The organism is Amycolatopsis tucumanensis, assembly GCF_021654135.1.
Taxonomy (GTDB): domain Bacteria; phylum Actinomycetota; class Actinomycetes; order Mycobacteriales; family Pseudonocardiaceae; genus Amycolatopsis_E; species Amycolatopsis_E tucumanensis.
Genome location: NZ_JAKGSD010000031.1, coordinates 1 through 22,788, shown reverse-complemented (window position 1 = coordinate 22,788; position 22,788 = coordinate 1). Strand labels below are relative to the sequence as shown.

Genomic DNA, 22,788 nt, shown 5'->3' with positions numbered 1-22,788 from the left:
CGTGTGATCCGGGTCCAGGTTACGGGCGGAAAGCGAGAAGAGTTGACCGAGCCGCGGACGGTTCCGAAGATCGCCCGACCCCAGCCACGTACGTCCCCTTGCATGGCACCGTGATCACCAGCCCCTTGGAACGGAGCAGCTCGGTAGCGTGGCGAGCCGTACCCAACGAGACGCCGTACTCCTGTGCGAGCCGACGTTCCGCAGGCAGTCGTGTGTCCGGCGGCAGGTCCCCGCGCTTGATGCGTCGGGCGAGGTGGTCGGCCATCTTCTCGTAGAGCATGCCCGGCTTGTCTGGCTCCAGCTCCTCATAGAAGGTCATAGGTCCCCCGTGGATCTCGTCTCCGTCAATCCGCGACCGAGAACGACCGGCCGCGACTGGATCGAGAGTAGCGCGCCCTAGGCACCTATAGGAACCCACAGGTACCGCTATGAGTATGCAGGCTCTTGCTGGTGCATAGCGTTACGGCATGTCATGGGGAGACCGTTCCGGCCGGATCGACCACCACGGGCCGGAGTACGTCTGGGCGCAGATCGCCAACGACATCCGCCATGACATCGAAAGCGGCGCTCTACCAGCAGGCGCGAAGCTCCCCGGCGGACCGGAGCTGGCCGAGATCTACGGCGTAGCGAAGGCGACGGCCGCCAGGGCGATCAAGGCTCTGCGGGACGAAGGGCTGGTGACCGTGGTCTTCGGCCGCGGCACCTTCGTCACTCATCAGGGGTAAGGCGGATCAACGCGAGACGCGGGAACCACGACTTCCGCGACTTCCCTCAGTAACGATCAACAATGCTGCGCCGACCGAGCAGCATGGAGTACATCCTCGGTTACGGCGGTGTTCGGGACGGAAAACCGGCGAGAGGCGGGTTCAAGACCCTGAAGCACGTGAATCAGTTGCCAGTTGGGCCAGCACACGCGGTCGACCCGATCACTGATTTCGCTGTGTGTGACGCAGAGGTCACGTACATCCCGCCGGACAGGCCGGCGTTTGGTGGTCAGCTCAATCAGTGCCGAGACTGCCTCGCCTGGTTGAGCGCGGCGGGACGCAACACGTCAACCTAGATTCGCTCGGACGCGGTCTGCAGGACATCGCATGCCGTTTGCTCGCCGACCAACTGCCCAGCCGACCGTAATTGCCGTGTTCAGAGTTTCCTTACTTGTTCAAGGCGGCCCCTGTGGGGCCGCTGATCCTGCCCTCATCCTGTCGAACCGCCAGACGCGGGCGTGCGGCTGGCGCCGGTCCCGCGTGGCGGTTCGACGGAGGCCGGGCGGCCCCACAGCCGCCGCAAGAGGAAGAACAATGATGCCCTCGCCGGGCAGGCAGGCTCCGGGATGACCGGGGACCATAGGCCGGGTTGCGCTGGCAGGGTGGGCGCTTGGTGGTCATCCCGTCGCCTGATCTGATGGCTATCACGCCGTGCCGGGGCCGCAAGGTTGGCAAGTTCGGCCGGCGGTTGCGCACGGAGGTTGCGGCCCCGGCACGGCGTGATCGAGACGCCATCAGGCGACGGGATGACCACCAAGCAGCTTCGGGGGCCCAGGGAGACGACCGACGTCAGCAGGTCCATAGGACAGCTCAGTAGTTGGCAGTCAACCGCTGCTTGCCGCAACGATCGCCAGTTCTTCTGCAGCAGACTTGTGCTACAGATGCATTTCGGGTAGTAACATCCTGCTTAGTTAATTGATGGAAGGAACCGCGTGACAACAAGCGCCGATGAGGTAGCTGAAGCCGTCGAGACCGAGGTTGTCGATCCCGAACAGGACGATGATGAGATCGACCTCGGTGCTCCGTCTGCTGAGGAATCGCTCCGCTATTTTGGTGTCGATTTTGACGTCGAAGGCCTGGTTCGTAGATTTGAGCGCGGCGAGCTGATCATACCGAGGTTCGACCCAGAAGAGCCAGCAAACGAAAACACCGGGTACGCAGCCTTTCAGAGGAATTTCGTCTGGAAGAAGAAGCAAATGGATAGATTTATCGAATCCATCTTGCTTGGCTACCCTATTCCAGGCATATTTCTCGTTGAACTGAAGAACAGGCAGTATATCGTTCTGGACGGACAGCAGCGGCTGACTACGTTGCACGCCTTTTATCGTGGCGACTACGACGCGGGCGGGAAAAACGTCCCATTTTCTCTCGAGTATGTCAAGAAAGGTGGCCCGTTCAAAAGTAGAACATATGAAACTCTTGACCCGGCCGACAAACGTCTTTTTAATAACGCCCTGATTCAGGCAACCGTCGTATTGCCAGCCGGGGATGAAGGAAAAAAAGCCATATATGCCCTGTTCGACCGGATCAATAGCGGTGGAACTAAGCTAAACGAGCAACAAATTCGCGTCGCGATTTATAGCGGCACCGCAGTAAATATGATTCGTGAGATGAATCGAGATGGAAACTGGCGAACGTTATTTGGCGGGCCGCCACACCGCGATTTGAAGGACCAGGAGCTCATTCTGCGGTACCTTACGCTGAAGTCCGTGGGACTGGCTCTTCGTGATAATGGCGACGACACCGCATATAAGTCGCCACTCGCCACGTTCATGACTGATCACCTCGAGTATCTCGACAAGAATATCACGGAAGAATTGCGCGAGCGTGAAATGTACGAGTTTTCGACTGCGTGTGCTCTCCTTGTCGAATCCGTTGGGCCCCTCGCGTTGCGCCGGAATAGGGCAATCAACGCCGCTCGTGCTGATTCCATTCTTGCGGGTCTAACACTTGCTATACGCGAGAATCCATCGATATCGACCGACAAGGTGCGGACCGCTTACGAATCACTGGGATCGAACGAAGAATTCGACAATAATACACAGAAGAGCACCTCTCATCGGAACTCAGTGAACGCCCGGCTCAGAGCGAGTATCGCAGCATTTCAGGACCGGTAATGCCTACTAACCTGAGTCGTGCGCGCGTTGAGATTCACCGTATGAAGTCCGTTCTTGACTCGACTTACCAGAGATACGAGCGGTCAATAACAGACGTCCCGATTGATATTCAGCAAGATCTTCATCTGTACATATGCGTGAGGTTATCGGGCTATCTGGAGCAACTCTTTCATCAGGCTATTTGTGCATACGTTGCTGATAGTGCAAGCGACTCGGCCGCCAGCTTTGCGCTATCCTGGTTCCGGCAAGCTCCAAACTTGAATCCTAGTGCATTGCAGAAGCTAGTTGCCAGATTAGGTGATAAATGGGAAGCGGACCTGGACGAATTTCTGTCGCATGGAAACAACCGAGATTTACTTGGCACCTTACTGAAGATTAGGAATGACACGGCGCATGGTAAAAGCTACGGGGGAACGCTCTCCAACATTCGATCGTACAAGAAGTTAGTCGATTCCATGCATCGTTGGGTTCACGACCGGATGATTGGCGCATGACGTGACTGCGGCAAGTGGTACCGAGGTCAAGGGCTGATCGATTACGGCAAGGACGGGCCGGCGACGATAGGGGCATGGACGAGAGACCGTTGCCACCGCCAGACTCGCCCGAGCTGGCCATCTTGCCGACCGAATCCCACAGGTTGCTGTACGGCTACCTGTACCTGCGCCGTGACGATCCGCCGACAATGCGGGAAATCCGGGCTTACATGACAGAAGAGCTTGGGGAGGCGCCAGCGCAGACCGACAGACGGGTTCGGGACCTGCGGGATCACTTTGACGTGCCGGCCGTACGGTCCGGGACAGAACACCGGTACGAGCTAGTCGGATGGTCCAAGGTCAAGAAGGACGGCTCTAGGAGGGGCTTCAGCAACCGGGTCCGCGCTGAGGTGCTCGCTCCGCAGCGTTGCGCGCAGTGCGGACGTAGGCCGCTGGAGCATGGCGTCGTACTGGTTGTCGATCACAAAGTTCCGCGGGAGTGGGGCGGCACGGACGACATCGACAACCTCCAACCGCTCTGCGAGGAGTGCAATGCGGGCAAGAAGGCCTTCTACGCCACGTACGACGAGTACGCAGAGGAGATTGCGGCGGCGTCAATGCATCCTGAGCCGCATGGCCGGATCGGCGAGCTGCTCAAGGCTTTCCGGGGAGATTGGGCACCGTCTAGCCTCATCGGCGTTGTTGCATCCATGCAGCAGTACCAGGAAGACTGGCAAAAACGATTGCGAGAGCTGCGTCTACTGGGGTGGACGATCTCATCTAAGCGTGCCAAGGATCCCATAACTGGACGGGTCAATACCTGGTACCGGGCCGAGCATTGGGAGCCGTGGCCACCGGGCTCTATCCGGGCGGAGGTTGCTCGCCGAGACCCATCGAACAAGCGCAACAAGACCTGACGCTCGTCCGGCTTGCCCCGCGACGCCACCGTCTGATCGCTGTCGCGGGGCAAGCCGAGACGAACGCCTTAGCTGATGCGTGCCCTGTGCTGCAGGAATAGGTTGTGGCGCTCGTGGTTCTCCTGCCCGGTGAACGCCTTAAAGTCGCCGAGCTTGTACCGCGTCTTGGTGCCGTCAGTCTGGATCTCGACATCGAAATCACGGCTCAGGAGGCCAATTCGGCGTTCGAGTTCCGCCGGGTTCTCCAGACGCGCGATCTTCATCAAGCGTTCCGGCGTAACAAAGCTTTCCGATGAGCGCAATGCCCGGTACACCGGATCATGTTCAGTGTTCTCAAGCTCTCGCGGGCTGCCCTCATGTTGGAAAGCGCGCATGATCGCGGCGCCGACAGCATGTGCGACCGGAGGTGGGAACGCGTTGCCAATCTGCCTGTACCGCGAGGTCTTGCGGCCCGTGAACTCCCACGGATATGCGTCGGACCAGCCCTGGATCCGGGCCACCATGTCGCACGTCAGCTTTGGCATGAAGTCCGCGGGGGTTCCAGCAGGCGGTGGAGCGTCAGCCACGCCGAGTGCGTCCACACCTATCTCGGCCCAGGCTCGTTTCGCCCGCGTTGGCCCAAGGTCAGCACCGCCGTGCTTCTTGGAACCACCGACGATGGTGGGCGCGATCTTGTTCGCCTTCTTCGCCCACTTCTTCGCTCCACGCCAGCCGCCGGCGGCCATCAGGTCAACCAGCGTTTCACCTACTGTCGGGGGCGCTGCCTCCGGCTCAGGCCAGTGGAAGTACGGCGCGTCCTCCGCCTTCAACGCGACGAGGATAAACCGGGGCCTGAGCTGGGGAACACCAAAATCGGAAGCGTGCAAGAGCCGCCACTCCGCGATGTAGCCAAGCTCGGTCAGGCGGTCAAGAACGTGCTGCCGGTACCCGGCGAATCGGGGCATGCTGAGACCGCGAACGTTCTCCAGCAGGAGGGCGCGGGGCTGGACGACCTCAACTTGCGTGACGGCCCACGCGAACAAGTCGCGCTCGTCACTTGCCCCAAGCTGCTTACCAGCGATGGAGAAGGGAGGGCATGGCACGCCGCCCGCGAGCAGCGAGACTCCTCGGTAGTCGGAGGGGCGCCAGACCGCCTGGTCGGCGACGTCACCCTCTACGACCTTCCAGCTTGGCCTGTTGGCTCTCAGCGTGTTACAGGCGTTGTTATCGAGCTCCACGGCGAGCGCGTGCTCGAACCCGGCTTTCTCGAGACCGAGCGCCTGGCCTCCTGCGCCGGCGCAGATCTCGACGACGTCGAACGTGTTCATCGATGCTCCTCTCTGTCTGCGCCGTGCGAGCTGATGCGGGTATCTTGCCTCATGCACGGCGCCAAGGTCCGGAAGGTGTGGTGGTTCGGAATCGTGTCGGCGGGTCAGCGCGACAGGCTGCAGCCGGAGCGCCTTGAGCAGCAGCGATACCCCGAGGCGCTCAACGAGGGACGCTCACGGAACATGCGAGCGAACCGGCGGTCAAACACCAAACCCGAGGTAGCCTTGCGTAGCGAGCTGCACCGTCTGGGCTATCGGTATCGCAAAGATCACAGGCTGGACCTCGCGGCTGGCGTCCGCATCCGGCCAGACATCGTCTTCACGCGGCGAAAGGTCGCCGTGTTCGTCGACGGCTGCTTCTGGCACGTGTGTCCTCAGCATGGCCGGGAGCCGACCCGCAACGAGTGGTATTGGAGCCCTAAGCTACGGCGGAACGTCGAACGGGACCGCATCGCAGACGCGGCCCTTGCAGAAGCAGGGTGGCGGGTCGTTCGCATCTGGGAACACGAAGATGTGCAGGATGCGGTGGACCGTGTACGCGCTGTTGTCGAACATGGGTTCGAGACTACGGGCAAGGACTGACATTTCTTGCCATCTCGGAGCGGTCGCTGATGGCGCTGAAGCTGATCCATCCATGTGGGTGACCGCACCGCGCCCACGTCACGGCCGGAAGAGACAGCGGAGGTTGCCGATCTATCGCCAATAATCGATGGCAAAGAGCGAACTCCAGGCGATGGTGACAGCAAAGTCTTCAATTGGTTCCGCGCAGGTCAAGGCAAATGTCCACAAGGGACGGAAGATGCTAGAAACCCTAGAAACCGCATCAGAAGGTTAGGGGTTCGAATCCCTTCGGGCGCGCGTCTGGTTGAGACAGCAAGACCACGAAGCCCCTCTGGCGACAGAGGGGCTTCGTGCTGTTCAGGGTGGTTCGAGGACGCGCCCGGCGCTGGGCGGTATGACCCCAGTGGGGGATTCCTCCTCTTCGGGTGCAACAGGGGCTGGGTCGGCCGCGACCAACCAGCACCGTTGTCGCACCGCTCGAGGAGGAGCCGTGACGAAAGTCTTCCGATTGCTCGTGGTCGGCCTGATGTTCGCCGTGGCCGGTGTGCTCGGCTCGGCCACCGCGTCCGCCGCCTCGGTCACCCCGGTCTTCATCAGTGGCAACCCGTCCTGCGACGGTGGCATCAAGATCGACCCCGTCGTCAGTGGCACCTACGGTCCGGTTCGGATCGTCGTGAGTGGATCGTCGTTCAGCTTCTACACCGTCGGTGACGCCGTGGTGAGCGACGTGATCGTCAAGGGCGGCCCGAACGCGAACTGGTACCACTACGACCCGCCGGTCACGTCGGACACCGGCCTCACCGCCCCGCTCAACCCGAACAGCGGCAAGCCCTACGGCCTGAGCCACCTGTGCATCTCCGTCGACGACAAGAAGTTCCCCGACCCCAAGTGAACACCGTCAGCGGCCGGGCACGATCACACGGAGCGTGCCCGGCCCGCCCTCGCCGGCGGTGCCCGTGATCCGTCGTCTCGCGCGGCCGTCCTGGCGGCCGCGCTCCTCACCCAGGTCCCCGGCATCGCGTCCGCCGCGGAGCCACTGCAGCCCGACCTCGGCATGGCGCGCATCAGTGACCTCAAGATCGCCACAACCGCCTCGGGGCAACGGCAGCTCCGCTTCTCGGCGACGATCGTCAACGTCGGGCGCGGGCCGTTCGAGCTCGTCGCGGACCGCGCGTCCGAGGCGTCGTCCTCGTGGTCTCCTAACGGGTTCCGCAGTCGGACGGCTCCCGCGTTTCGGTAGGTGTCCCGGCGAGCCTGGTGTACGGCGGGGACGGCCACGGCCATTGGCACGTGCGGGACCTGGAGAGCTACCAGCTCGTGCGGCTCGACAACGGCAGCAAGGTCGGCACCTCGTCGACGGGTGGCTTCTGCTTCTTCGACACCGACGCCTACCGCCTCACGTTGCCGGGCGCGCCGCAGTCCTCTGTGTACTCGCCGGAGACCTGCGGGCACCTCGACTCGCTGACGGTGTCGATGGGCCTGTCCGTCGGCTGGGGCGACCGGTACCCGTGGACGCTGCCCGACCAGTACATCGACATCACCGGCCTCGCCAACGGCCAGCACCGGCTCATCGCCACCGCCGACGCCCAGGGCCTGTTCGTGGAAAGCAACCGCGCCAACAACTCGACGTGGGTGGACATCGCCGTGACGAGCCGCAAGAGCGGGACGTCGGTGAAGATCCTCGGCTACGGCCCGGCGGCCTGAGCCGTCAGCGGGACTGGAGCGCGTCCAGAGCCACGGCCTGCGCGAGCACCAGCCGGCGGTCCAGCGACGGGTCGGCGACGCGCACCAGGTAGTGGTCGCGGAACCGGGTCTTCTTCTCGAAACTGCCGACCAGCTGGCCGTCGCGGACGAAGTCGAAGTGGTACTTCCACGGGAACGGGATGTCGCCGACCCACGGGAGGAAGTCCCAGACGCGGCGGAACAGCGCCAGAGCCATGCTGCGCTCGCTGATCTCCACCGGCGGCAGGCCCGGTTGCTCCAGCCGCCACGTCGACCGCAGCAGCGACTTGCCGAACTGCTTGCCGAACACGCCGATCGGCTGCCCGTCGCCGGTCGTCACGTCGTAGCCGCTCGCCAAGTCGATCACCTTGCGGGCACGGAACGCGGCGAGCACGTGCTGCTTGCTCTCGTCCGCGTAGAGGGTGACCTGCTCGCGGAAGGTCATCCGCTTCTGCTCGACGAACGCGACCAGCGCGCCGGGCCCGCCGTTGCCGTCGTCGGTGAACACCTCGTAGCGGTTCACCATCATGGTGACCCGCTGGTGGATGTGGAACTGGTCGTGCTGCTGCAGGTTCACGGATCTCCCCCAGGTCGAGTGTTCGCTCGTCCCCGGATACTTTAGGCGGAGATCCTGGGCTGAGCCGCGTGCCGCCTCCGCACGTCTGCCGCGCCGTTTGTTGATTCGCGCAGCGGGGCCTTCTGCAGCTTGCCCGTCGCGGTCTTCGGCAACTCGGTCATCACCTTGACGAAGCTGGGCACCATGTGTTTCGGCATGCGCTCGCGGCAGAACTCGGTCAGCGCGGACGGGTCGATCTCCGCTCCGGGGTCCGGCACGACGCAGATCATGACCTCGTCCTCGCCGCCGGCGTCGTCGGTCTTCACGCCCACCGCGGCGCACTCCGCGATCCCCGGGTAGTGCAACACGGCCTGCTCGACCTCGTACGACGAGATGTTCTCGCCGCGGCGGCGGATGCAGTCCTTGATGCGGTCGACGAAGTGCAGCCGCGACTGCTCGTCCAGGAAACCGGCGTCCCCGGTGTGGAACCACAGGTCACGCCAGGCCTCGACGGTCTTGTCCGGCATCTTGAAGTACCCGGCCATGAACGCGCCGGGAATCCGGGGGCGCACGACTATTTCGCCGACGGTGCCTGCCGGGAGCAGCTGGCCCGTCTCCGCATCGGCGATGGCCAGCTCGAACGCGTCCAGCGCCTTGCCGGAGTTCCGGCCCGAGGTCGAGTACGCCACCATGTTGCACTCGGTCATGCCGAAGCCGTGGAGCACCTCGACGCCGAAGCGCCGTTCGAATTCCGGGGCGCCCTCGTCGGAGACCGGGATCGACAGCACAGCCCGCAGCCCGTGGTCCAGGTCGGCGTCCGAAGGCGGCTGGTGCAGCACGAAATCGGCCATCACGCCGAGCAGGTGGGTGATCGTCGCGCCGGTGCGGCGGACGTCCGGGAGCCACCCCGACGCGCTGAACCGCTTCGCCAGGTAGAACTGGGCGCCCGCGAACAGCACCGCGCCGACCTGCATGAACAGGCCGTTCGCGTGGAACAGCGGCAGGGCGACGTACTCCTTGTCCGCCGGGGTCATCCGCAGGTGCGTCGCGATCCCGGCGCCGAAGAGCACGCAGTGCGCGTGCGGGAGGAGCACGCCCTTCGCCGGCCCGGTCGTGCCGGACGTGTAGAGGATCGTGGAGATGTCCGATGGCGCCAGCTCGGCGGGCTCGGCGATCGGGGCGTGCGCCACGACCTCGTCCCACCGCGGCTCGCCGAAGACCACGACTTCGCGGACCGAACCGGGCAGTCCCGCGTCCCGCACCGTCTCCAGCAGGTCGGCCTGGACGAACACCACGGCCGGCTCCGAGTTCGCCAGCTGGTGGCCCAGGAACTGCCCCTTCAGCTCCGGGTTGAGCGGCACGAAGATGGCGCCGATCAGGTTGGCCCCGAACAGCACCGCGAGGATCTCGGGCCGGTTCCCGGTGACGCACACGACGCGATCGCCCTTGCCGCAGCCGGCCGCGGACAGCCAGCCGGCCACCGCGGCCGCCTTGTCCCACACCTCCCGGTAGGTCCAGGTCGTGCCGTCGAAGGACTCCACGAACACCTGCTCCGGCTGCGCGGCGGCGCGCTTGCGCAGCAGGCTCGGCAGGTCCGTCCGGACGGCGTCCACCAGTGGCGTGCGAGAGCTGGCCGAAGTCACGAGTCTCGTCCTCCTGACGCGGGGCGTCGGTGACCGCGTTCCGGCAGACGATACCTCAGTTTCAATTCACTCGGTAGGGCCGAACTCCGCCTGTACCTGGGGCAGCACCTCGGTGCCCAGCAGTTCGATCGCCGTCATCACGTGCTTCTGCGGCACCCCCGACCAGTCCATCTGCATGGCGTACCGGTCCGCTCCGACGAGCTTCCCGACCGTGATCAGCCGGTCCGCGACCTCGTTGGGGCTGCCGGTGAACAGCGACGACGCCCCGGCGGTGTACGCGTCGTACTCGGCGCGGGTCGGGACCGCCCAGCCGCGGGCCCGCGCGCCGTACTTCATCGTTTCCAGCCAGTACGGGTAGAACGTGTCCTTCGCGTCCTGCGACTTCCGCGCCACCAGCCCGATCGCGCTCATCGTCACGTGCTGTGTCGCCGGGTCGTTGCCGGACACCTCGCTCGCTCGGCGGTACAGCTCCACCAGCGGCGCGAACCGCTCCGGGCGGCCGCCGATGATCGCGTACACGACGGGCAGCCCGAGCGCGCCGGCGCGGATCGAGGAGTCCTGGTTGCCTCCCGTGCCGACCGAGATGCGCAGGTGCTCGCCGTACGGCCGCGGCAGCACCCGCGCACCCCGCAGCGGCGCGCGGAACTTGCCCGACCACGTCACCGGGTCCTCGCGGTCCAGCGCCAGCAACAGGTCGAGCTTCTCCTCGAACAGCGCGTCGTAGTCCTCCAGGTCCGCGCCGTACAGCGGGAACGACTCGATGAACGACCCGCGCCCCACCAGCAGCTCGGCCCGGCCACCGCTGAGCTGGTCGAGCGTCGTGAACTGCTGGTAGAGCCGCACCGGGTCCTCGGTGCTCAACACGGACACCGCGGTCGACAACGTGATCTTCGAGGTCGCGCTCGCCGCGGCCGCCAGCACCGTGGCCGGGTTGGAGATCGCGTACGAGTCGAGGTGGTGCTCGCCGAGGCCGTAGAACCCCAAGCCGAGCTCGTCGGCCAGCTTCATCCGCTCCAGCGTGTTCGCCAGCGCCGCCGAGACGGACAGCTGTTCGCCGGTGACCGGGTCGGCCGGGCGGTCACCGAAGCTGTAGATGCCGAGTTCCATGCCTCCCAAGGTAACCAGCGGATGATGACACGTCAACTAAATCGGACGACGAGGCTCGACAGCCGCCAGGTCCCCGGGTCCGGCATGCGCTCGACCTTCACCGGTTCGAACTCCCGGGCCAGCAGCGCGGTCAGCGCCACCTCGGTCTGCACCCGGGCCAGCGCGGCGCCGAGGCAGAAGTGCGGGCCGTGCCCGAAGCCGAGGTGCCCGCCGCCGGGCCGGGTCACGTCGAAGCGGTCCGGATCCTCGAAGGCGCGCGGATCCCGGTTGGCCGCCGCGACCGCCGCGACGATCGCCTCGCCCTCGCGGATCAGCACGCCCTCCAGTTCGACGTCCTCGCGCGCGTACCGCGGGATCGTCATCAGCGTCGGCCCGCACCAGCGGATCAACTCGTCCACCGCGCGCGGCATCAGTCCTGGGTCGGCACGCAGCGCGGCGAGCTGGTCCGGGTGCTCCAGCAGGGCGGCCACGGCGTTCGCGACGAGGTTCGACGGCGTCTGCCCGGCCAGCACCAGGTGCCACACGAGCGTGACCATCTCGGTGTCGCTGAGCCGGTCCTCGGCCCGGATCAGGTCGGCGAGCACGTCGTCACCCGGCTCCTCCCGGCGACGGGCGATGGCGGCCTGCGCGCCGGCCATGACGCCGGGGATCGCGGCGGCGAACGCCGGGCCGTGGCCGCTCGCGACCGCCATGCCGTACTCGCGCCACTGCGGGCGGTCCTCGCCGGGGATGCCGACCAGCTCGCAGATCACGTCCATCGGCAGCGGACGGGCGAAGTCCCGCAGCAGGTCGGCCTCCGCGGGCAGGTCGTCGAGCAGCCGTCCGACGAGCGGTTCGACGCGTGGCCGGAAGTCCAGTGCGCGGCGCGCGGAGAACGCGGGGGACACCAGGCGGCGCAGCCGGGCGTGCTCCGGACCCTCCACTTCGGACATCGTGCGCATGTACGCGCGGCAGTGTTCGGGCACGTCCGGGCGCTGGTAGCTGTTCGCGGTCAGCTCGAAGCGGGGATCGGACAGGACCGCTCGCGCGGTCTCGTGGCGGGTCGCGGCCCACACCGGGCCGAAGCCGGGCGCGCCGACGCGGGCCAGCGGTGACTGCTCCCGCGCGCGGCCGTAGGCGGTGAACGGGTCGGTCAGCACTTCGGGGTCGGTCAGGGAGATCTCGGGAATCACTCGCACTCCAGATGTTGGATTCAGATGTTCACGTCATCTGAATGGGCACGATATCTTGGTCTTCGTCCGGATGGCAACGAGGAGGCTTCGTGGCGCGGCTGACCAGGGCGGAGACGCAGGAGCGCAACCGCGCGAAAGTGCTGGTCGCGGCGCGGGAGGAGTTCGCGGAGCGGGGGTTCCGGGACGCCAAGGTGGACGTCATCGCCGAGCGGGCGGAGCTCACGCGCGGCGCGGTCTACTCGAACTTCCCCGGCAAGCGGGCCCTGTACTTCGCGGTCCTGGCCGACCTCGCGGCCCGCGCGGAGCCGTCCCCGCACAGCAGGCCCGGCACCGACGCCCGGTCCGCGGTCGGCTCGTTCGCCCGCGACTGGATCGTGCGGGACGCCGGCCTGGCCCGCGACCTGCCCGCCGAAGTGATGGCCGACGAGCGGGTGCGGCTGCCCTACGCGCAGCTCATGGAACTCGGCGCGCTGCTGCTCGCGCTGGCGGTGGAACGGCTCGACCCGCCGGAGTCCCCGCCGGGCGCGCCACCCGCGCGGTACGTGCGCCGGGCGCGGGCGGTGCTGACGTCGCTGCACGGCGCGCGTCAGCTCACCGTCGCGGCGCCCGGGTTCGTCGAGCCGTTCGACGTGATCAGCACCTGTGAACAGCTCGCCGACCTGCCGTTCAACGACTGGTGGGCCCCGCCGCAGGTGTCCCCGCACCCGCGCCCCGCCGACGAGCCGTGGTCGCCCGGCGAGGCCGTCGACCTGGTGCGCGGCGAGCCGGTCCGGCTTCCGTCCGACGGCGTCGTCGCGGTCCTCGGCCTGCACCGGCTCGCCGTCGTGGAGGAAGCCGTCCGGGCGGGGCTGGATGTCACGCTCGTGGCGGTCACCGGGGAACCGGCCGAGCTGGGGCCGCTCGCGCGCCTGGTGATCACCGAGGTCGCCGCGTGCCTGCGGCAGGCGTTCCCCGAGGCCGCGTGGCCGCGCCTGCGGGTCGTGTGCGACGAGCGGGGCGAGCTGGCCGCGGCGGCCGGGGTGGCGGCGGTCAGTGACGCGACCGAGGTGGCGGTGCGCGTGGCCGGCGGCCGGATCATCGCGCGCGCGGATGGATTCGGCGCCTGCCACGCGGTGTCAGCAGGGAAACTTGCGCCCGCCGCCACGGCCAACCACGATCGGTCCTCGTGACTACGGCGGAAACCTCGCTCCGGTACGGCCAGGCCGCCGGGCGCTGGGTCCTGTTCGCCACCGTTCTCGGGTCCGGCGTCACGTTCCTGGACGCCACGGTCGTGAACATCGCGCTGCCCAAGATCGGCAGCGACCTCGAGGCGAGCACGGCCGGTCTGCAGTGGACGATCAACGGCTACACGCTCAGCCTCGCCGCGCTGATCCTGCTCGGCGGCTCCCTCGGCGACCGCTTCGGGCGGCGGCGGATCTTCGTGCTCGGCGTGGCGTGGTTCGCGATCGCGTCGCTGCTCTGCGGGCTCGCGCCGGACATCTGGACGCTGGTCGCCGCCCGGGTGCTGCAGGGCGTCGGCGGAGCCCTGCTCACGCCCGGATCGCTGGCGATCCTGGAGGCCTCGTTCCACCCCGACGACCGCGCGAAGGCGATCGGCGCGTGGTCCGGGCTCGGCGGGATCGCCGGGGCGCTCGGACCGTTCCTCGGCGGCTGGCTGGTCGAGGTGGCGAGCTGGCGGCTGGTGTTCCTGATCAACGTGCCGCTCGCGGCGATAGTCGTGCTGGTCGCGCTCCGGCACGTCCCGGAGACCCGCAACCCGGAGGCCGCGCGGCAGCTGGACTTCACCGGCGCGGCGATGGGCGCGCTCGGGCTGGCCGGGCTGAGCTACGGCTTCACGGCGTGGCCGGCGCTTGGCGCGGGCTCGCCGACGGTGCTGGCGGCGCTCGGCGTGGGGGTCGCCGGGATCGCGGCGTTCGTGCTGACCGAGCGGCGGTCGCGGCACCCGATGCTGCCGCTCGGCGTGTTCGCGTCGCGGGCGTTCACCGCGGCGAACCTGGTGACGTTCGCGGTGTACGCCGCGCTGGGCGGCGTGTTCTTCCTGGTCGTGCTGAACCTGCAGGTCGTCGGCGGGTACTCGCCGGTCGCGGCGGGTTCGGCGATGCTGCCGGTGACCGCGCTGATGCTCGTGCTGTCGGCGCGCGCCGGGGCGCTCGGGCAGCGGACCGGGCCGCGGCTGCCGATGACCGCAGGGCCGGTCGTGTGCGCGGTGGCTCTCGTGCTGCTGTCCCGGATCTCGGCGAGCCCGTCGTACCTGACCGAGGTCCTGCCCGCGGTCGTGGTGCTCGGGCTCGGCTTGTCGCTGACGGTCGCGCCGCTGACCGCGACCGCGCTCGGCGCGCTCGACGACCGGTACGCGGGGGTGGCAAGTGGCGCGAACAACGCGATCGCCCGCACCGCCGGGCTGCTCGCGGTCGCGGTGCTGCCGCTGGTCGCGGGCATCGGCACGGGCAGCCTGACCGATCCCGCGGCGCTCGCGCCCGCCTACCGCACGGCGATGCTGGTGTGCGCCGGACTGCTCGTCGCGGGCGCGTTGATCGCGTTCGCGTTCGTGCCCGGCCGCCCGAAGCCGGCGCCGGTCAGCCCGGTGAAGGTGCACTGCGCGGTGGCCGGCACACCGCTGCACCCCGCGGAATGCCGCGAGCCCTTGGAACGTTGACCGGTGTGCGAGGAAGGAGCGGGTATGAAGAGCAGGAATTCGCTCAGGTCGCTCAAGCGTCAGCCGGGCTCGATCGTGGTCCGGCGCCGGGGGCGTTCGTTCGTCATCAACAAGAACAACCCCCGGGTGAACGCCCGTCAAGGCTGAATTGTCCGGAAACAGGGTCCGTCCAGAGTCGACGGACCCTGTTCTTTTGTGTCACGTGCCGTTTATCGTGTCGATCGATGAACGTGCGTGGAACTGCCGTCGTGGTCGGCGCTACCGGCGGGATCGGTGCGGAAGTGGCCGCCGCCCTGGCCGACCGGTACACCGTATGGGTCGCCGGGCGGGACGAGACCGCGTTGAAGGAATTGGCCGGAACGTTACCGGACGCGCATTGCTGGACCGTCGACCTCGCGGCCGATCCGGACATTTCCGATAATTGTCCGGAATTGTCGTCGGTCGACGTGGTCGTGCATTGTGCGGGTGTTTTCCAACTGGGTTCGGTCGCGGAAACCGATCTCGACGTGTGGCGTGAGCTGTTCGCCGTGAACCTGTTCGGCGTCATCGGGACGACCCGGCGGCTGCTGCCCGCGCTGCGAGCCGCGCGGGGCCGGGTGATCCTGGTGAACTCGACGGCCGTCCTCGGCTCACCCGCCCACCGGTCCGCCTACGCCGCCAGCAAGACGGCGCTGCGGGTGTTCGCCGAGGCGCTGCGCCGCGAGGAGCTCCCGAACGGGGTCCGCGTCACGAGCATCTACCCGGGACGCGTCGCGACGCCGATGCAGCAGACCGTCCGCTGGATGGAGGGCGGTCCCTACGAGCCCGAGCGGTACCTCGACCCGGCGTCGATCGCGGACGCGGTGCGATCCGTGCTGGACGCGCCGCCGAACACGCATCCGACCGAACTCGTGATCGAGCCCGAATGGCGTCCGTGACCTTGCGGTCGCGGCCCGCATCCGGTGGTATGGCGGCATGAACCAGACGGACGCTGTCGTCGTGATCGCGACCATCGAGGCCGCGGAAGGCAAGGAGGCCCAGGTCGAGGAGGCGCTGCGGACCGCGGTGCGGGCGGTGCACTCCGAGCCGGGCTGCGAACGCTACGCGCTGCACCGCGACGCGAAGTCGCCGACGACGTTCGTGATGGTGGAGAAGTGGGCGTCCGGCCCGGCGCTCGGCGCCCACGGCAAGGGCGCGGCCCTCGCCGAACTGGGCGCGGCCCTCGACGGGCTGCTCGCGAAGCCGATGGACGTGCGGCTGCTGACCCCGCTGCCGGACGGGGACGGCAAGCTGGGCGCGCTGTGAACCTGCCGCTCGCCGGGATCACCGTCGTCAGCCTGGAGCAGGCCGTCGCGGCGCCGTTCGCGACGCGCCAGCTCGCCGATCTGGGCGCCCGGGTGATCAAGGTGGAACGTCCCGGTGGCGGCGATTTCGCGCGGCGCTACGACACGACCGTGCACGGCCAGTCCAGCTACTTCGTCTGGCTCAACCGGTCCAAGGAGTCGCTGACCCTCGACCTCAAGGACCCCCGCGGCCGGGAGGTCCTGGCCGGCCTGCTCGCCGGCGCGGACGTGTTCGTGCAGAACCTCGCGCCCGGCGCGGCGGCCCGCCTGGAGCTGGATCCGGCGACGCTCGCGCAGCGGTACCCGTCGTTGATCCCGTGCACGATCAGCGGGTACGGCACGGACGGGCCGTGGGCGGAGCGGAAGGCCTACGACCTGCTCGTCCAGTGCCAGACCGGCCTGGTGTCGCTGACCGGGACGCCGGAGGGCGCGGCGCGGGCGGGGGTGTCGGTCGCGGACATCGCGGGCGGCATGTACGCCTACTCGGGCATCCTGACGGCCCTGTTCACGCGGGCCACGACCGGCCGGGCGGAGCCGGTGGAGGTGTCGTTGTTCGACGCGCTGTCCGAGTGGATGGGACAGCCGGCCTACTACACGCGCTACGGCGGCACGCAGCCGCCGCGGGTGGGCACCCAGCACGCGACGATCGCGCCCTACGGGGCGTACACCGCGGCCGACGGCAAGGACGTGCTGTTCTCGATCCAGAACGAGCCGGAGTGGGTCGCGCTGTGCTCGCGGTTCCTGCAGCGGCCCGAGCTGGTCGACGACCCGCGGTTCGCGACCGGTTCCGCGCGGGTGGTGCACCGGGACGAGCTGAACGAGATCGTGGCGGCGCGGTTCCGTGAGCTGGACAGCGACAAGATCATGGCCCTGCTGGACGACATCGGCGTGGCGAACGCGGGGGTGAACTCGGTGCACGAGTTCCTGGCGCACCCGGTGCTCGCCGAGCGCGACCGGTGGCGCACGGTGCCGATCCCTGGCGGGACGGTGGAGGCGCTGCTCCCGCCGGTGATCATGGGCGGGTTCGAGCCGTGGATGGGGCCGGTGCCCGAGGTGGGCGCGCACACCTCCGCGATCCTCCAGGAACTCGGCCACGACGAGGCCGCCGTGGAGCGACTGCGGGCGGAGGGTGTGGTCTGACCCGCGGGGTTGGCGGGGGTTGTTCTCATAGTCGAGTGGCCTTGCGGCTGGGCGACGATGTGCCTGCCGAGCGGTTTTGGGTGGCGGGTGTGGTCTGTTCCTGGCCCGCCGGCGCCGCCTCCTGCTGTGGTGCGGGGTGCTGGTCCGGCGGAAGCAGAGCCCGCAGCGCTTCGGGGGGCTGGGTGACCTGGATTGAGCCCCTCGTTCGTGGGGTACTCCCCAGTATGCGTCGCACGTTGCTCGGGATTTACCTGAACGACCATGTGGCCGTGGTGACGGCCGGGGTGGAGCTGGCCAGGCGCTTCGCCCGTGCCGAGGCCGACTGGGCGGGCAACGGCAAGCTCGATCGCCTCGCCGAGGAGATGGCCGAGGACCGCGACGCCCTCGTCGACATGATGCGCGCTCTCGGCGAACCCTCCCGCCCCACCGGCCACTGGGCCGGGTGGCTCCTGGAGAAGGCGGGCAGGCTCAAGTTCAACGGCCGCCTGCTGAACCGTTCGCCGCTCAGCCGCGTCGTCGAACTCGAGGGGCTCCGGCTCGGCGTCGAGGGCAAGGTCGCGGCCTGGCGCACCCTGCGTGCCCGCGCCGCCGTCGACCCGCGGCTGGACGCCGACCGGCTCGACGAGCTGATCGCGAACGGGCGCAGTCAGGCGACGCGGCTCGAACGCCTGCGGGCACGCGCGGTGGCCGAGCTGTTCGGTGAGGAAACCGACCAGGCCGCCTGACGACACCGGTCGCGCGCCAGGATCCACGAGTTCTTCCCCTGTGGTTAACCCGTTTCGTCGCGTCGTGTGTTAGGCGTCTCCCATCAGTCCGCAATGGACAGTCGAGTTGTCCACAGATCCATCCACCTGTGGATCGCTTTGTGGACAACCGCTCAGGCGGGTGTGGCGTACCGTGCTTCAGCTTTGAACCGCGTTCGCGCGGCGATCCGGCGGGCGCCGCTCATGTTCATGCGCCACGTGGCCATCGCGACGCTGACCCGGAAGTGGTTGGCCACCGAGTGATCCGACCAGCCCTTGAACGCCGCGATCCGCGCGGCGTCGGTGGGGATGAGGAGCTCGCCGGACAGTTCGGCGGCCTCCTCCTCGATGCCCGCCACGGCCGAGCGGCAGCCGTTCTCGTCGGTCAGCGTTGGACCGAACGGGTGCTCCAGGAGCACGTGCGCCATCTCGTGCGCGATCGTGGATCGCCTGCGGCGCATCGGGTGCACGTGGTTCTCGATGATCACGGCGCCGCTCGGGTCGAGCGGGACCAGCGCCGCGGAGAACACGTGCGGGCGTTCTTCCGTCAGGTGCCGCACCGACTCCGCGGGCAGGAACGGGCTGCGCAGGTCGAACACCTCGATCCCGTACAGCTCGGCCAGCGCCCACGGGTCCAGCGGGGCGAAGACCTCGGTCCCCAGCTCGGCCCGCACCTCGAGGGCGAGTTCCCTGGCCTCCTTCTTGAAACCACGGCGGAGGGTCATTTCGACTCCTTGTTCTTGGTGCGGATGTGTCGCATCGTCAGGCCGACCACGTCCAGCAGGTGCTGCTGGTCGGACTCGCTGAGTTCTTCCTCGGCCCGGAGCAGCGGCGCGAGCTGCGCTTCGAGCGAGGGCCGGCGGCGCCCGTCGGGCTGGCCCTCCGGCCACACCATGAACGTCTCGGCGGGCATCCCGAGCCACTGGACGAGCGCGATGAACCCGTCCAGGTCCGGCCGGTGACCGTTGCCCATCCGGCTGACCAGGGACGCGCTCACCCCGGCCTCGGCCGCGAGCTGCCGCCACGACAATCCGCGTGACTCGCGCTCCGCGTCGAGGGCCGCATAGAGCCTCCCCGTGTCCAGCCGTCCGCCCATGTGGCACACCTCCGCTTTCCGTTCCGTCGCAGTTTTGCCGAACCGTTGCGGAGGTGCAACGGTGATGTACTATAGGGACAGTGTTGCTCCAGTGCAACACCCGAGGAGGGAGAGGGATCATGTCGCGGACGGTGTACTGGGTCTCGCCGATGCTGGGCAGCTGGGATGTGAAGCGGGGCGAGGCCGTGCTGTCGCACCACGAACGCAAGCGGGATGCGGTGCGCGCGGCCGCGAAGCTGGCGCGCGCCGACCGCCCGAGCGTGCTCAGGATCCAGCGGCGCGACGGGTCGATCGAGAGCAGACGGCTCTACGGCAACGATCCGCTGCCTGCGCCGGGTGACTTCTCCCGCGGCCTGCCGCCGGGGGTGGGGTGGGTGGGCATGGGGTGGACGATAGGGGTGGGGTCTGACAATTCGGGGCGCTTCGTCCCGGCGCCTCAGGAGGCCCTCCGCCCGGCGTCCCCTGTGGACAGTGCGGTTTCCACCTCCGCGCAGAGGATGTGGACCGCCACGAGGTGGGCTTCCTGCACGGTGGCCGCCGTGCCGGGCAGGCACAGGGCGTCTTCGACGACGTTCGCCAGCGGGTTCGGGCTCGGCCCGGTCAGCGCCCACACGTTCGCCCCCGCCCGCACACCCTCCTCGGCCGCGCGCGTCAGGTTGCGGCTGCGGCCGTTCGCCGACAGCAGCAGGAGGATGTCGCGCGGCCGGGCGTGCGCGCGCACCTGCCGCGCGAAGACCTCGGCGTGGTCGTACTCGTACTCGTCGCCCACCGCGATGAGGCTGGAGGCGTCGGCGTGCAAGGCGATCGCGGAGAACGGCGGGTGGTCGTCGTGGTAGCGGCCCAGCAGGTCCGCGGTCAGTTGCCTGGCCTCGGCCGCGGACCCGCCGTTGCCCGCGGCGAGCAGCCGGCCGCCCTCGCTCAACCGCTCGGCGAGCACGCGGCCCCATCGCGTGAGGCGCCCGGTCTGCCGACGGAGCGCGCCCAGCGTCTCGTCCAGGGTGTCCAGGTGTCCGCGCGCCACGTTCGGCAGTGTGGTGGTCGCGCTCATGTGGAGGAGGTTTGCCTGCTGTTCAACGTTTAAACTTCTCCGCCGCCCACGCGGCGGCCAGCCCGGCGAGGAGGAAGAGCGCCGCGAGCCACGGCAGGAAAGCGCCACGCATCACCTCGAGTGCGGCGGCGCCCAGCACCCCGGCCAGGGACACCGCGAGGTAGATCGCCGACGCGTTCAGCGAAACCACCAGCGACGGCGTCGTGGGCGCGGCGGCGATCAGCTGGTGCTGCTGCGGCACCATCACCGACCACGAGGCCAGCCCGTAGGCGACGACGGCGATCAGCGCGCCCGCGAACGTCGCCGCCGTCCACGGCATGAGCGCGAAGTCGAGCGCGCCCAGCGCCATCGCGGCGGTGATGACCCGCATCGGGCCGAAGCGGTCGGTCCACCCGCCGGTCACCACGTTGCTGACCGTGCCGGCAACCCCGGCGGCGAACAGCAGGACGGTGAGGCGGACGCCGTCGCCCGCGGTGGCCTGTTCGACGATCACGCTGAGGTAGATCGTGACCAGGTAGATCCCGACGAACATGGCCACCGTGGCGGTCAGGATCAGCAGCACCGTCCGGTCCCGCAGCGGAGCCAGGCGCGCCCGCAGGGTGGTGGCAGGCGGGTTCGGCACCGGCGGCAGCCAGAGCGCGACGCCCGCCGCGGCCACCAGGCCGAGCGCGGCGACCAGCCACATCGTCTGGCGCCAGCTCGCCACCGAGCCGAGCAGCGTCCCGATCGGCACGCCCAGCGCGGTCGACGACACCAGGCCCAGCGTGACCAGCGACATCGCGCGGCCACGCCGTTCCGGTGGCGCCAGGGCGGCCGCGGCGGTGGAGGCGGTCGGCGTGATGGCGGCGGCACCGGCTGCGGCGATCACCCGCGACGCCAGGGCGAGGCCGTAGCCCGGCGCGAGGGCGGTGACGGCGTTGCCCAGCACGAAGACGCCGAGCGCGGCCAGCAGGACGGTGCGCCGCGGCCAGTTCCCGGTCGCGGCGGCGAGCACCGGGGACAGCACGGCGTAGGCGATCGCGAAGACGGACACGAGCTGGCCGGCCTCGCCGACGCTGACGTCCAGCGAGCGGGCCAGTTCGGGCAGGACGCCGTTGACGACGAAGGCGTCCGTGCCGACTGCGAACGTCGCGATCGTCAGGACGCCGATCCGGGCGGGCAGGCGGTGGGTGGTGGTGACCATGGCTCCTCAAACGGTACTGATCGGTTCCGTTTGAACGGTACTGATCGGTTCCGTTTCTGGTCAAGATCCGATACCGTGGAGTCATGCCGACCCGAGCCCGTGAACGTCTCGTGCAGAGCGCCGAGGACCTGTTCTACGCGGAGGGCATCCGCGCGGTGGGGGTCGAGCGGCTGCTGGAGGTGTCCGGCGTCGGGCGCGCGTCGTTCTACCGGCACTTCGCGAGCAAGGACGACCTGGTCGAGACGGTCCTGACCGAGCGCGACCAGCAGTGGCGGCAGGCGCTGGCGGAGGGCGTCGCCGCGCGCGGCGACCACCCGCTGGCGGTGTTCGACTTCCTCGCCGAGCGGTTCGCGCGGGCGGACTACCGGGGCTGCGCGTTCATCAACGCGATGGCCGAGGTGGGCGACGCGGACGCGGCGGTGTACCGGCTGGCGCGGGCCCACAAGGGGGCGGTGACGGACTACCTGGCGGGGCTGCTGGAGAAGGCCGGGTACGCCTCGAGCGCGACGCTCGCGAAGCAGCTGATGCTGCTGGTGGACGGCGCGCTGGTCACGGCGCTACGTGAGCGCAGCGCGGAGCCGGCCCTGAGGGCGAAGGCGATTGCGGCGGCGTTGCTGGGCTGACGGGTGGTGCGGCGTTGGCTGGCGCGGTGGCTGAGGGCGCACGGGTCGGGTGGGGTGAAGTCGGGCTCCGCGGTGTGGGCGCTGGTGGTGGCGCTTGGCGGGCGCGGCGCGGAGCCGGCCTTGAGGGTGAAGGCGATTGCGGCGGCGTTGTTGGGCTGACGGGCGGTGGGCCGCGGGCCGGCGTGGGGGCTGAGGGTTGCAGGGGTCGGCTCGGGTGGGGCGAAGTCGAGTTCCGCGGTGTGGGCGATGGTGGTGGCGCTTTGCGGGCGCGGCGCGGAGCCGGCCTTGAGGGTGAAGGCGATTGCGGCGGCGTTGTTGGGCTGACGGGCGGTGGGCCGCTGGCCGGCGCCGTGGCTGAGGGCGCAGGGGCCGGCTGGGGTGGAAGCCGAGACTCCGCGATGTGGGCGGTGGTGGTGGTGCTTGGCGGGCGCGGCGCGGAGCCGGCCCTGAGGGCGAAGGCGATCGCGGCGGCGTTGCTGGACTGACGGGTGGTGCGGCGTTGGCTGGCGCGGTGGCTGAGGGCGCAGGGGTCGGCTGGGGTGAAGTCGAGACTCCGCGATGTGGGCGGTGGTGGTGGCGCTTGGCGGGCGCGGTGCGGAGCCGGCCCTGCAGGTGAAGGCGATCGCGGCGGCGTTGCT

The 22,788-nt window shown here is 68.4% G+C and carries 25 protein-coding genes and 1 pseudogene; 16 read left to right on the top strand and 10 right to left on the bottom strand.

Features of this window, described 5'->3' with window-relative positions:
- Positions 1–19: 19 nt before the first annotated feature.
- Complete coding sequence (locus L2C96_RS26885; protein WP_237338273.1) at positions 20–265, bottom strand: winged helix-turn-helix domain-containing protein; 246 nt, start codon at positions 263–265, stop codon at positions 20–22.
- Positions 266–467: 202 nt separating this feature from the next.
- Between L2C96_RS26885 and L2C96_RS26880 the strand changes: the two genes are divergently transcribed.
- The 4 genes from L2C96_RS26880 (at position 468) to L2C96_RS26865 (ending at position 4,271) form a co-directional block, all read left to right on the top strand.
- Positions 468–725: a GntR family transcriptional regulator gene (locus L2C96_RS26880; RefSeq protein ID WP_237338229.1), complete on the top strand. Its 258-nt coding sequence runs from the start codon at positions 468–470 to the stop codon at positions 723–725.
- 971 nt (positions 726–1,696) lie between these two features.
- Entirely contained in the window at positions 1,697–2,881 is a 1,185-nt protein-coding gene (locus L2C96_RS26875) for a DUF262 domain-containing protein (RefSeq protein WP_237338228.1), read from the top strand.
- 41 nt (positions 2,882–2,922) lie between these two features.
- Positions 2,923–3,375: a HEPN domain-containing protein gene (locus L2C96_RS26870; RefSeq protein WP_237338227.1), complete on the top strand. Its 453-nt coding sequence runs from the start codon at positions 2,923–2,925 to the stop codon at positions 3,373–3,375.
- 74 nt (positions 3,376–3,449) lie between these two features.
- Positions 3,450–4,271 (top strand): HNH endonuclease, encoded by an 822-nt coding sequence (locus L2C96_RS26865; RefSeq protein WP_237338226.1) that lies wholly within the window; start codon positions 3,450–3,452, stop codon positions 4,269–4,271.
- A 68-nt stretch (positions 4,272–4,339) separates the two neighbouring features.
- Here the strand turns inward: L2C96_RS26865 and L2C96_RS26860 are convergent, their stop codons facing one another.
- Positions 4,340–5,578 (bottom strand): DNA cytosine methyltransferase, encoded by a 1,239-nt coding sequence (locus L2C96_RS26860; protein WP_237338225.1) that lies wholly within the window; start codon positions 5,576–5,578, stop codon positions 4,340–4,342.
- Between the two features lie 51 nt (positions 5,579–5,629).
- On the opposite strand from L2C96_RS26860, the gene L2C96_RS26855 reads away from it, so the two are divergent.
- The 3 genes from L2C96_RS26855 to L2C96_RS26845 all read left to right on the top strand — a co-directional run bounded on the left by L2C96_RS26855 (position 5,630) and on the right by L2C96_RS26845 (position 7,843).
- Positions 5,630–6,160, top strand: coding sequence for a very short patch repair endonuclease (locus L2C96_RS26855; RefSeq protein WP_272883314.1), 531 nt, complete (start codon positions 5,630–5,632; stop codon positions 6,158–6,160).
- A 469-nt stretch (positions 6,161–6,629) separates the two neighbouring features.
- Positions 6,630–7,031 carry a hypothetical protein gene (locus L2C96_RS26850; RefSeq protein WP_237338224.1) on the top strand — a complete coding sequence of 134 codons (402 nt, stop codon included), beginning with the start codon at positions 6,630–6,632 and terminating at the stop codon, positions 7,029–7,031.
- 398 nt (positions 7,032–7,429) lie between these two features.
- On the top strand, positions 7,430–7,843 hold the full coding sequence (locus tag L2C96_RS26845; RefSeq protein WP_237338223.1) for a lysyl oxidase family protein: 414 nt from the start codon (positions 7,430–7,432) through the stop codon (positions 7,841–7,843).
- A gap of 4 nt (positions 7,844–7,847) precedes the next feature.
- On the opposite strand, the gene L2C96_RS26840 is transcribed toward L2C96_RS26845, so the two are convergent.
- The 4 genes from L2C96_RS26840 to L2C96_RS26825 all read right to left on the bottom strand — a co-directional run bounded on the left by L2C96_RS26840 (position 7,848) and on the right by L2C96_RS26825 (position 12,339).
- A complete protein-coding gene (locus L2C96_RS26840; RefSeq protein WP_237338222.1) occupies positions 7,848–8,438 on the bottom strand; it encodes an LURP-one-related family protein in 591 nt (196 codons plus the stop codon).
- A 41-nt stretch (positions 8,439–8,479) separates the two neighbouring features.
- Positions 8,480–10,060, bottom strand: a complete 1,581-nt coding sequence (locus tag L2C96_RS26835; RefSeq protein WP_237338221.1) for an AMP-binding protein — start codon at positions 10,058–10,060, stop codon at positions 8,480–8,482.
- A 66-nt stretch (positions 10,061–10,126) separates the two neighbouring features.
- Positions 10,127–11,167 (bottom strand): LLM class flavin-dependent oxidoreductase, encoded by a 1,041-nt coding sequence (locus L2C96_RS26830; RefSeq protein WP_237338220.1) that lies wholly within the window; start codon positions 11,165–11,167, stop codon positions 10,127–10,129.
- A 32-nt stretch (positions 11,168–11,199) separates the two neighbouring features.
- Positions 11,200–12,339, bottom strand: a complete 1,140-nt coding sequence (locus tag L2C96_RS26825; protein WP_237338219.1) for a cytochrome P450 — start codon at positions 12,337–12,339, stop codon at positions 11,200–11,202.
- Between the two features lie 89 nt (positions 12,340–12,428).
- On the opposite strand from L2C96_RS26825, the gene L2C96_RS26820 reads away from it, so the two are divergent.
- From L2C96_RS26820 to L2C96_RS26790, 7 genes are all read left to right on the top strand, one after another.
- Positions 12,429–13,508, top strand: coding sequence for a TetR/AcrR family transcriptional regulator (locus L2C96_RS26820; protein ID WP_237338218.1), 1,080 nt, complete (start codon positions 12,429–12,431; stop codon positions 13,506–13,508).
- Entirely contained in the window at positions 13,505–14,995 is a 1,491-nt protein-coding gene (locus tag L2C96_RS26815) for a DHA2 family efflux MFS transporter permease subunit (protein WP_237338217.1), read from the top strand. The genes L2C96_RS26820 and L2C96_RS26815 overlap by 4 nt, the downstream gene beginning before the upstream one ends.
- A 24-nt stretch (positions 14,996–15,019) precedes the next feature.
- Complete coding sequence (locus tag L2C96_RS26810; protein WP_020416524.1) at positions 15,020–15,142, top strand: ribosomal protein bL36; 123 nt, start codon at positions 15,020–15,022, stop codon at positions 15,140–15,142.
- A 77-nt stretch (positions 15,143–15,219) separates the two neighbouring features.
- Positions 15,220–15,912 carry an SDR family oxidoreductase gene (locus L2C96_RS26805; protein WP_237338216.1) on the top strand — a complete coding sequence of 231 codons (693 nt, stop codon included), beginning with the start codon at positions 15,220–15,222 and terminating at the stop codon, positions 15,910–15,912.
- A gap of 37 nt (positions 15,913–15,949) precedes the next feature.
- On the top strand, positions 15,950–16,279 hold the full coding sequence (locus L2C96_RS26800; protein WP_020416526.1) for a putative quinol monooxygenase: 330 nt from the start codon (positions 15,950–15,952) through the stop codon (positions 16,277–16,279).
- Positions 16,276–17,457, top strand: a complete 1,182-nt coding sequence (locus tag L2C96_RS26795) for a CaiB/BaiF CoA transferase family protein (protein ID WP_237338215.1) — start codon at positions 16,276–16,278, stop codon at positions 17,455–17,457. The genes L2C96_RS26800 and L2C96_RS26795 overlap by 4 nt, the downstream gene beginning before the upstream one ends.
- A 224-nt stretch (positions 17,458–17,681) precedes the next feature.
- The gene (locus L2C96_RS26790) at positions 17,682–18,182 is read left to right on the top strand and encodes a hypothetical protein (protein ID WP_237338214.1); all 501 of its coding nucleotides are present in this window, start codon (positions 17,682–17,684) and stop codon (positions 18,180–18,182) included.
- A 152-nt stretch (positions 18,183–18,334) separates the two neighbouring features.
- On the opposite strand, the gene L2C96_RS26785 is transcribed toward L2C96_RS26790, so the two are convergent.
- Together L2C96_RS26785 and L2C96_RS26780 are read right to left on the bottom strand one after the other, a co-directional pair.
- Entirely contained in the window at positions 18,335–18,925 is a 591-nt protein-coding gene (locus L2C96_RS26785; protein WP_237338213.1) for an ImmA/IrrE family metallo-endopeptidase, read from the bottom strand.
- Positions 18,922–19,296 carry a helix-turn-helix domain-containing protein gene (locus L2C96_RS26780; protein WP_237338212.1) on the bottom strand — a complete coding sequence of 125 codons (375 nt, stop codon included), beginning with the start codon at positions 19,294–19,296 and terminating at the stop codon, positions 18,922–18,924. Before L2C96_RS26780 ends, L2C96_RS26785 begins: the two co-directional genes overlap by 4 nt.
- Before the next feature lie 119 nt (positions 19,297–19,415).
- Between L2C96_RS26780 and L2C96_RS44675 the strand changes: the two are divergent.
- Positions 19,416–19,595: pseudogene (locus L2C96_RS44675) on the top strand (DUF2188 domain-containing protein); the annotation flags it as partial.
- Between the two features lie 137 nt (positions 19,596–19,732).
- On the opposite strand, the gene L2C96_RS26770 reads toward L2C96_RS44675, so the two are convergent.
- Together L2C96_RS26770 and L2C96_RS26765 are read right to left on the bottom strand one after the other, a co-directional pair.
- Positions 19,733–20,344, bottom strand: coding sequence for a D-sedoheptulose-7-phosphate isomerase (locus tag L2C96_RS26770; protein WP_020416531.1), 612 nt, complete (start codon positions 20,342–20,344; stop codon positions 19,733–19,735).
- 22 nt (positions 20,345–20,366) lie between these two features.
- Positions 20,367–21,527 (bottom strand): MFS transporter, encoded by a 1,161-nt coding sequence (locus L2C96_RS26765; protein ID WP_237338211.1) that lies wholly within the window; start codon positions 21,525–21,527, stop codon positions 20,367–20,369.
- An 83-nt stretch (positions 21,528–21,610) separates the two neighbouring features.
- Here L2C96_RS26765 and L2C96_RS26760 point away from each other — a divergent pair, with 83 nt between their 5' ends.
- Positions 21,611–22,150 (top strand): TetR/AcrR family transcriptional regulator, encoded by a 540-nt coding sequence (locus tag L2C96_RS26760; RefSeq protein ID WP_237338210.1) that lies wholly within the window; start codon positions 21,611–21,613, stop codon positions 22,148–22,150.
- Positions 22,151–22,788 lie beyond the last annotated feature (638 nt).

Bases quoted from the DNA above. Each gene is read 5' to 3' on its own strand.
- L2C96_RS26885 (WP_237338273.1), bottom strand. From the start codon at position 265: ATGGCCGACCACCTCGCCCGACGCATCAAGCGCGGGGACCTGCCGCCG.
- L2C96_RS26880 (WP_237338229.1), top strand. From the start codon at position 468: ATGTCATGGGGAGACCGTTCCGGCCGGATCGACCACCACGGGCCGGAG.
- L2C96_RS26870 (WP_237338227.1), top strand. From the start codon at position 2,923: ATGAAGTCCGTTCTTGACTCGACTTACCAGAGATACGAGCGGTCAATA.
- L2C96_RS26865 (WP_237338226.1), top strand. From the start codon at position 3,450: ATGGACGAGAGACCGTTGCCACCGCCAGACTCGCCCGAGCTGGCCATC.
- L2C96_RS26860 (WP_237338225.1), bottom strand. From the start codon at position 5,578: ATGAACACGTTCGACGTCGTCGAGATCTGCGCCGGCGCAGGAGGCCAG.
- L2C96_RS26855 (WP_272883314.1), top strand. From the start codon at position 5,630: ATGCACGGCGCCAAGGTCCGGAAGGTGTGGTGGTTCGGAATCGTGTCG.
- L2C96_RS26830 (WP_237338220.1), bottom strand. From the start codon at position 11,167: ATGGAACTCGGCATCTACAGCTTCGGTGACCGCCCGGCCGACCCGGTC.
- L2C96_RS26810 (WP_020416524.1), top strand. From the start codon at position 15,020: ATGAAGAGCAGGAATTCGCTCAGGTCGCTCAAGCGTCAGCCGGGCTCG.
- L2C96_RS26805 (WP_237338216.1), top strand. From the start codon at position 15,220: ATGAACGTGCGTGGAACTGCCGTCGTGGTCGGCGCTACCGGCGGGATC.
- L2C96_RS26800 (WP_020416526.1), top strand. From the start codon at position 15,950: ATGAACCAGACGGACGCTGTCGTCGTGATCGCGACCATCGAGGCCGCG.
- L2C96_RS26790 (WP_237338214.1), top strand. From the start codon at position 17,682: ATGCGTCGCACGTTGCTCGGGATTTACCTGAACGACCATGTGGCCGTG.
- L2C96_RS26785 (WP_237338213.1), bottom strand. From the start codon at position 18,925: ATGACCCTCCGCCGTGGTTTCAAGAAGGAGGCCAGGGAACTCGCCCTC.
- L2C96_RS26780 (WP_237338212.1), bottom strand. From the start codon at position 19,296: ATGGGCGGACGGCTGGACACGGGGAGGCTCTATGCGGCCCTCGACGCG.
- L2C96_RS26770 (WP_020416531.1), bottom strand. From the start codon at position 20,344: ATGAGCGCGACCACCACACTGCCGAACGTGGCGCGCGGACACCTGGAC.
- L2C96_RS26765 (WP_237338211.1), bottom strand. From the start codon at position 21,527: ATGGTCACCACCACCCACCGCCTGCCCGCCCGGATCGGCGTCCTGACG.
- L2C96_RS26760 (WP_237338210.1), top strand. From the start codon at position 21,611: ATGCCGACCCGAGCCCGTGAACGTCTCGTGCAGAGCGCCGAGGACCTG.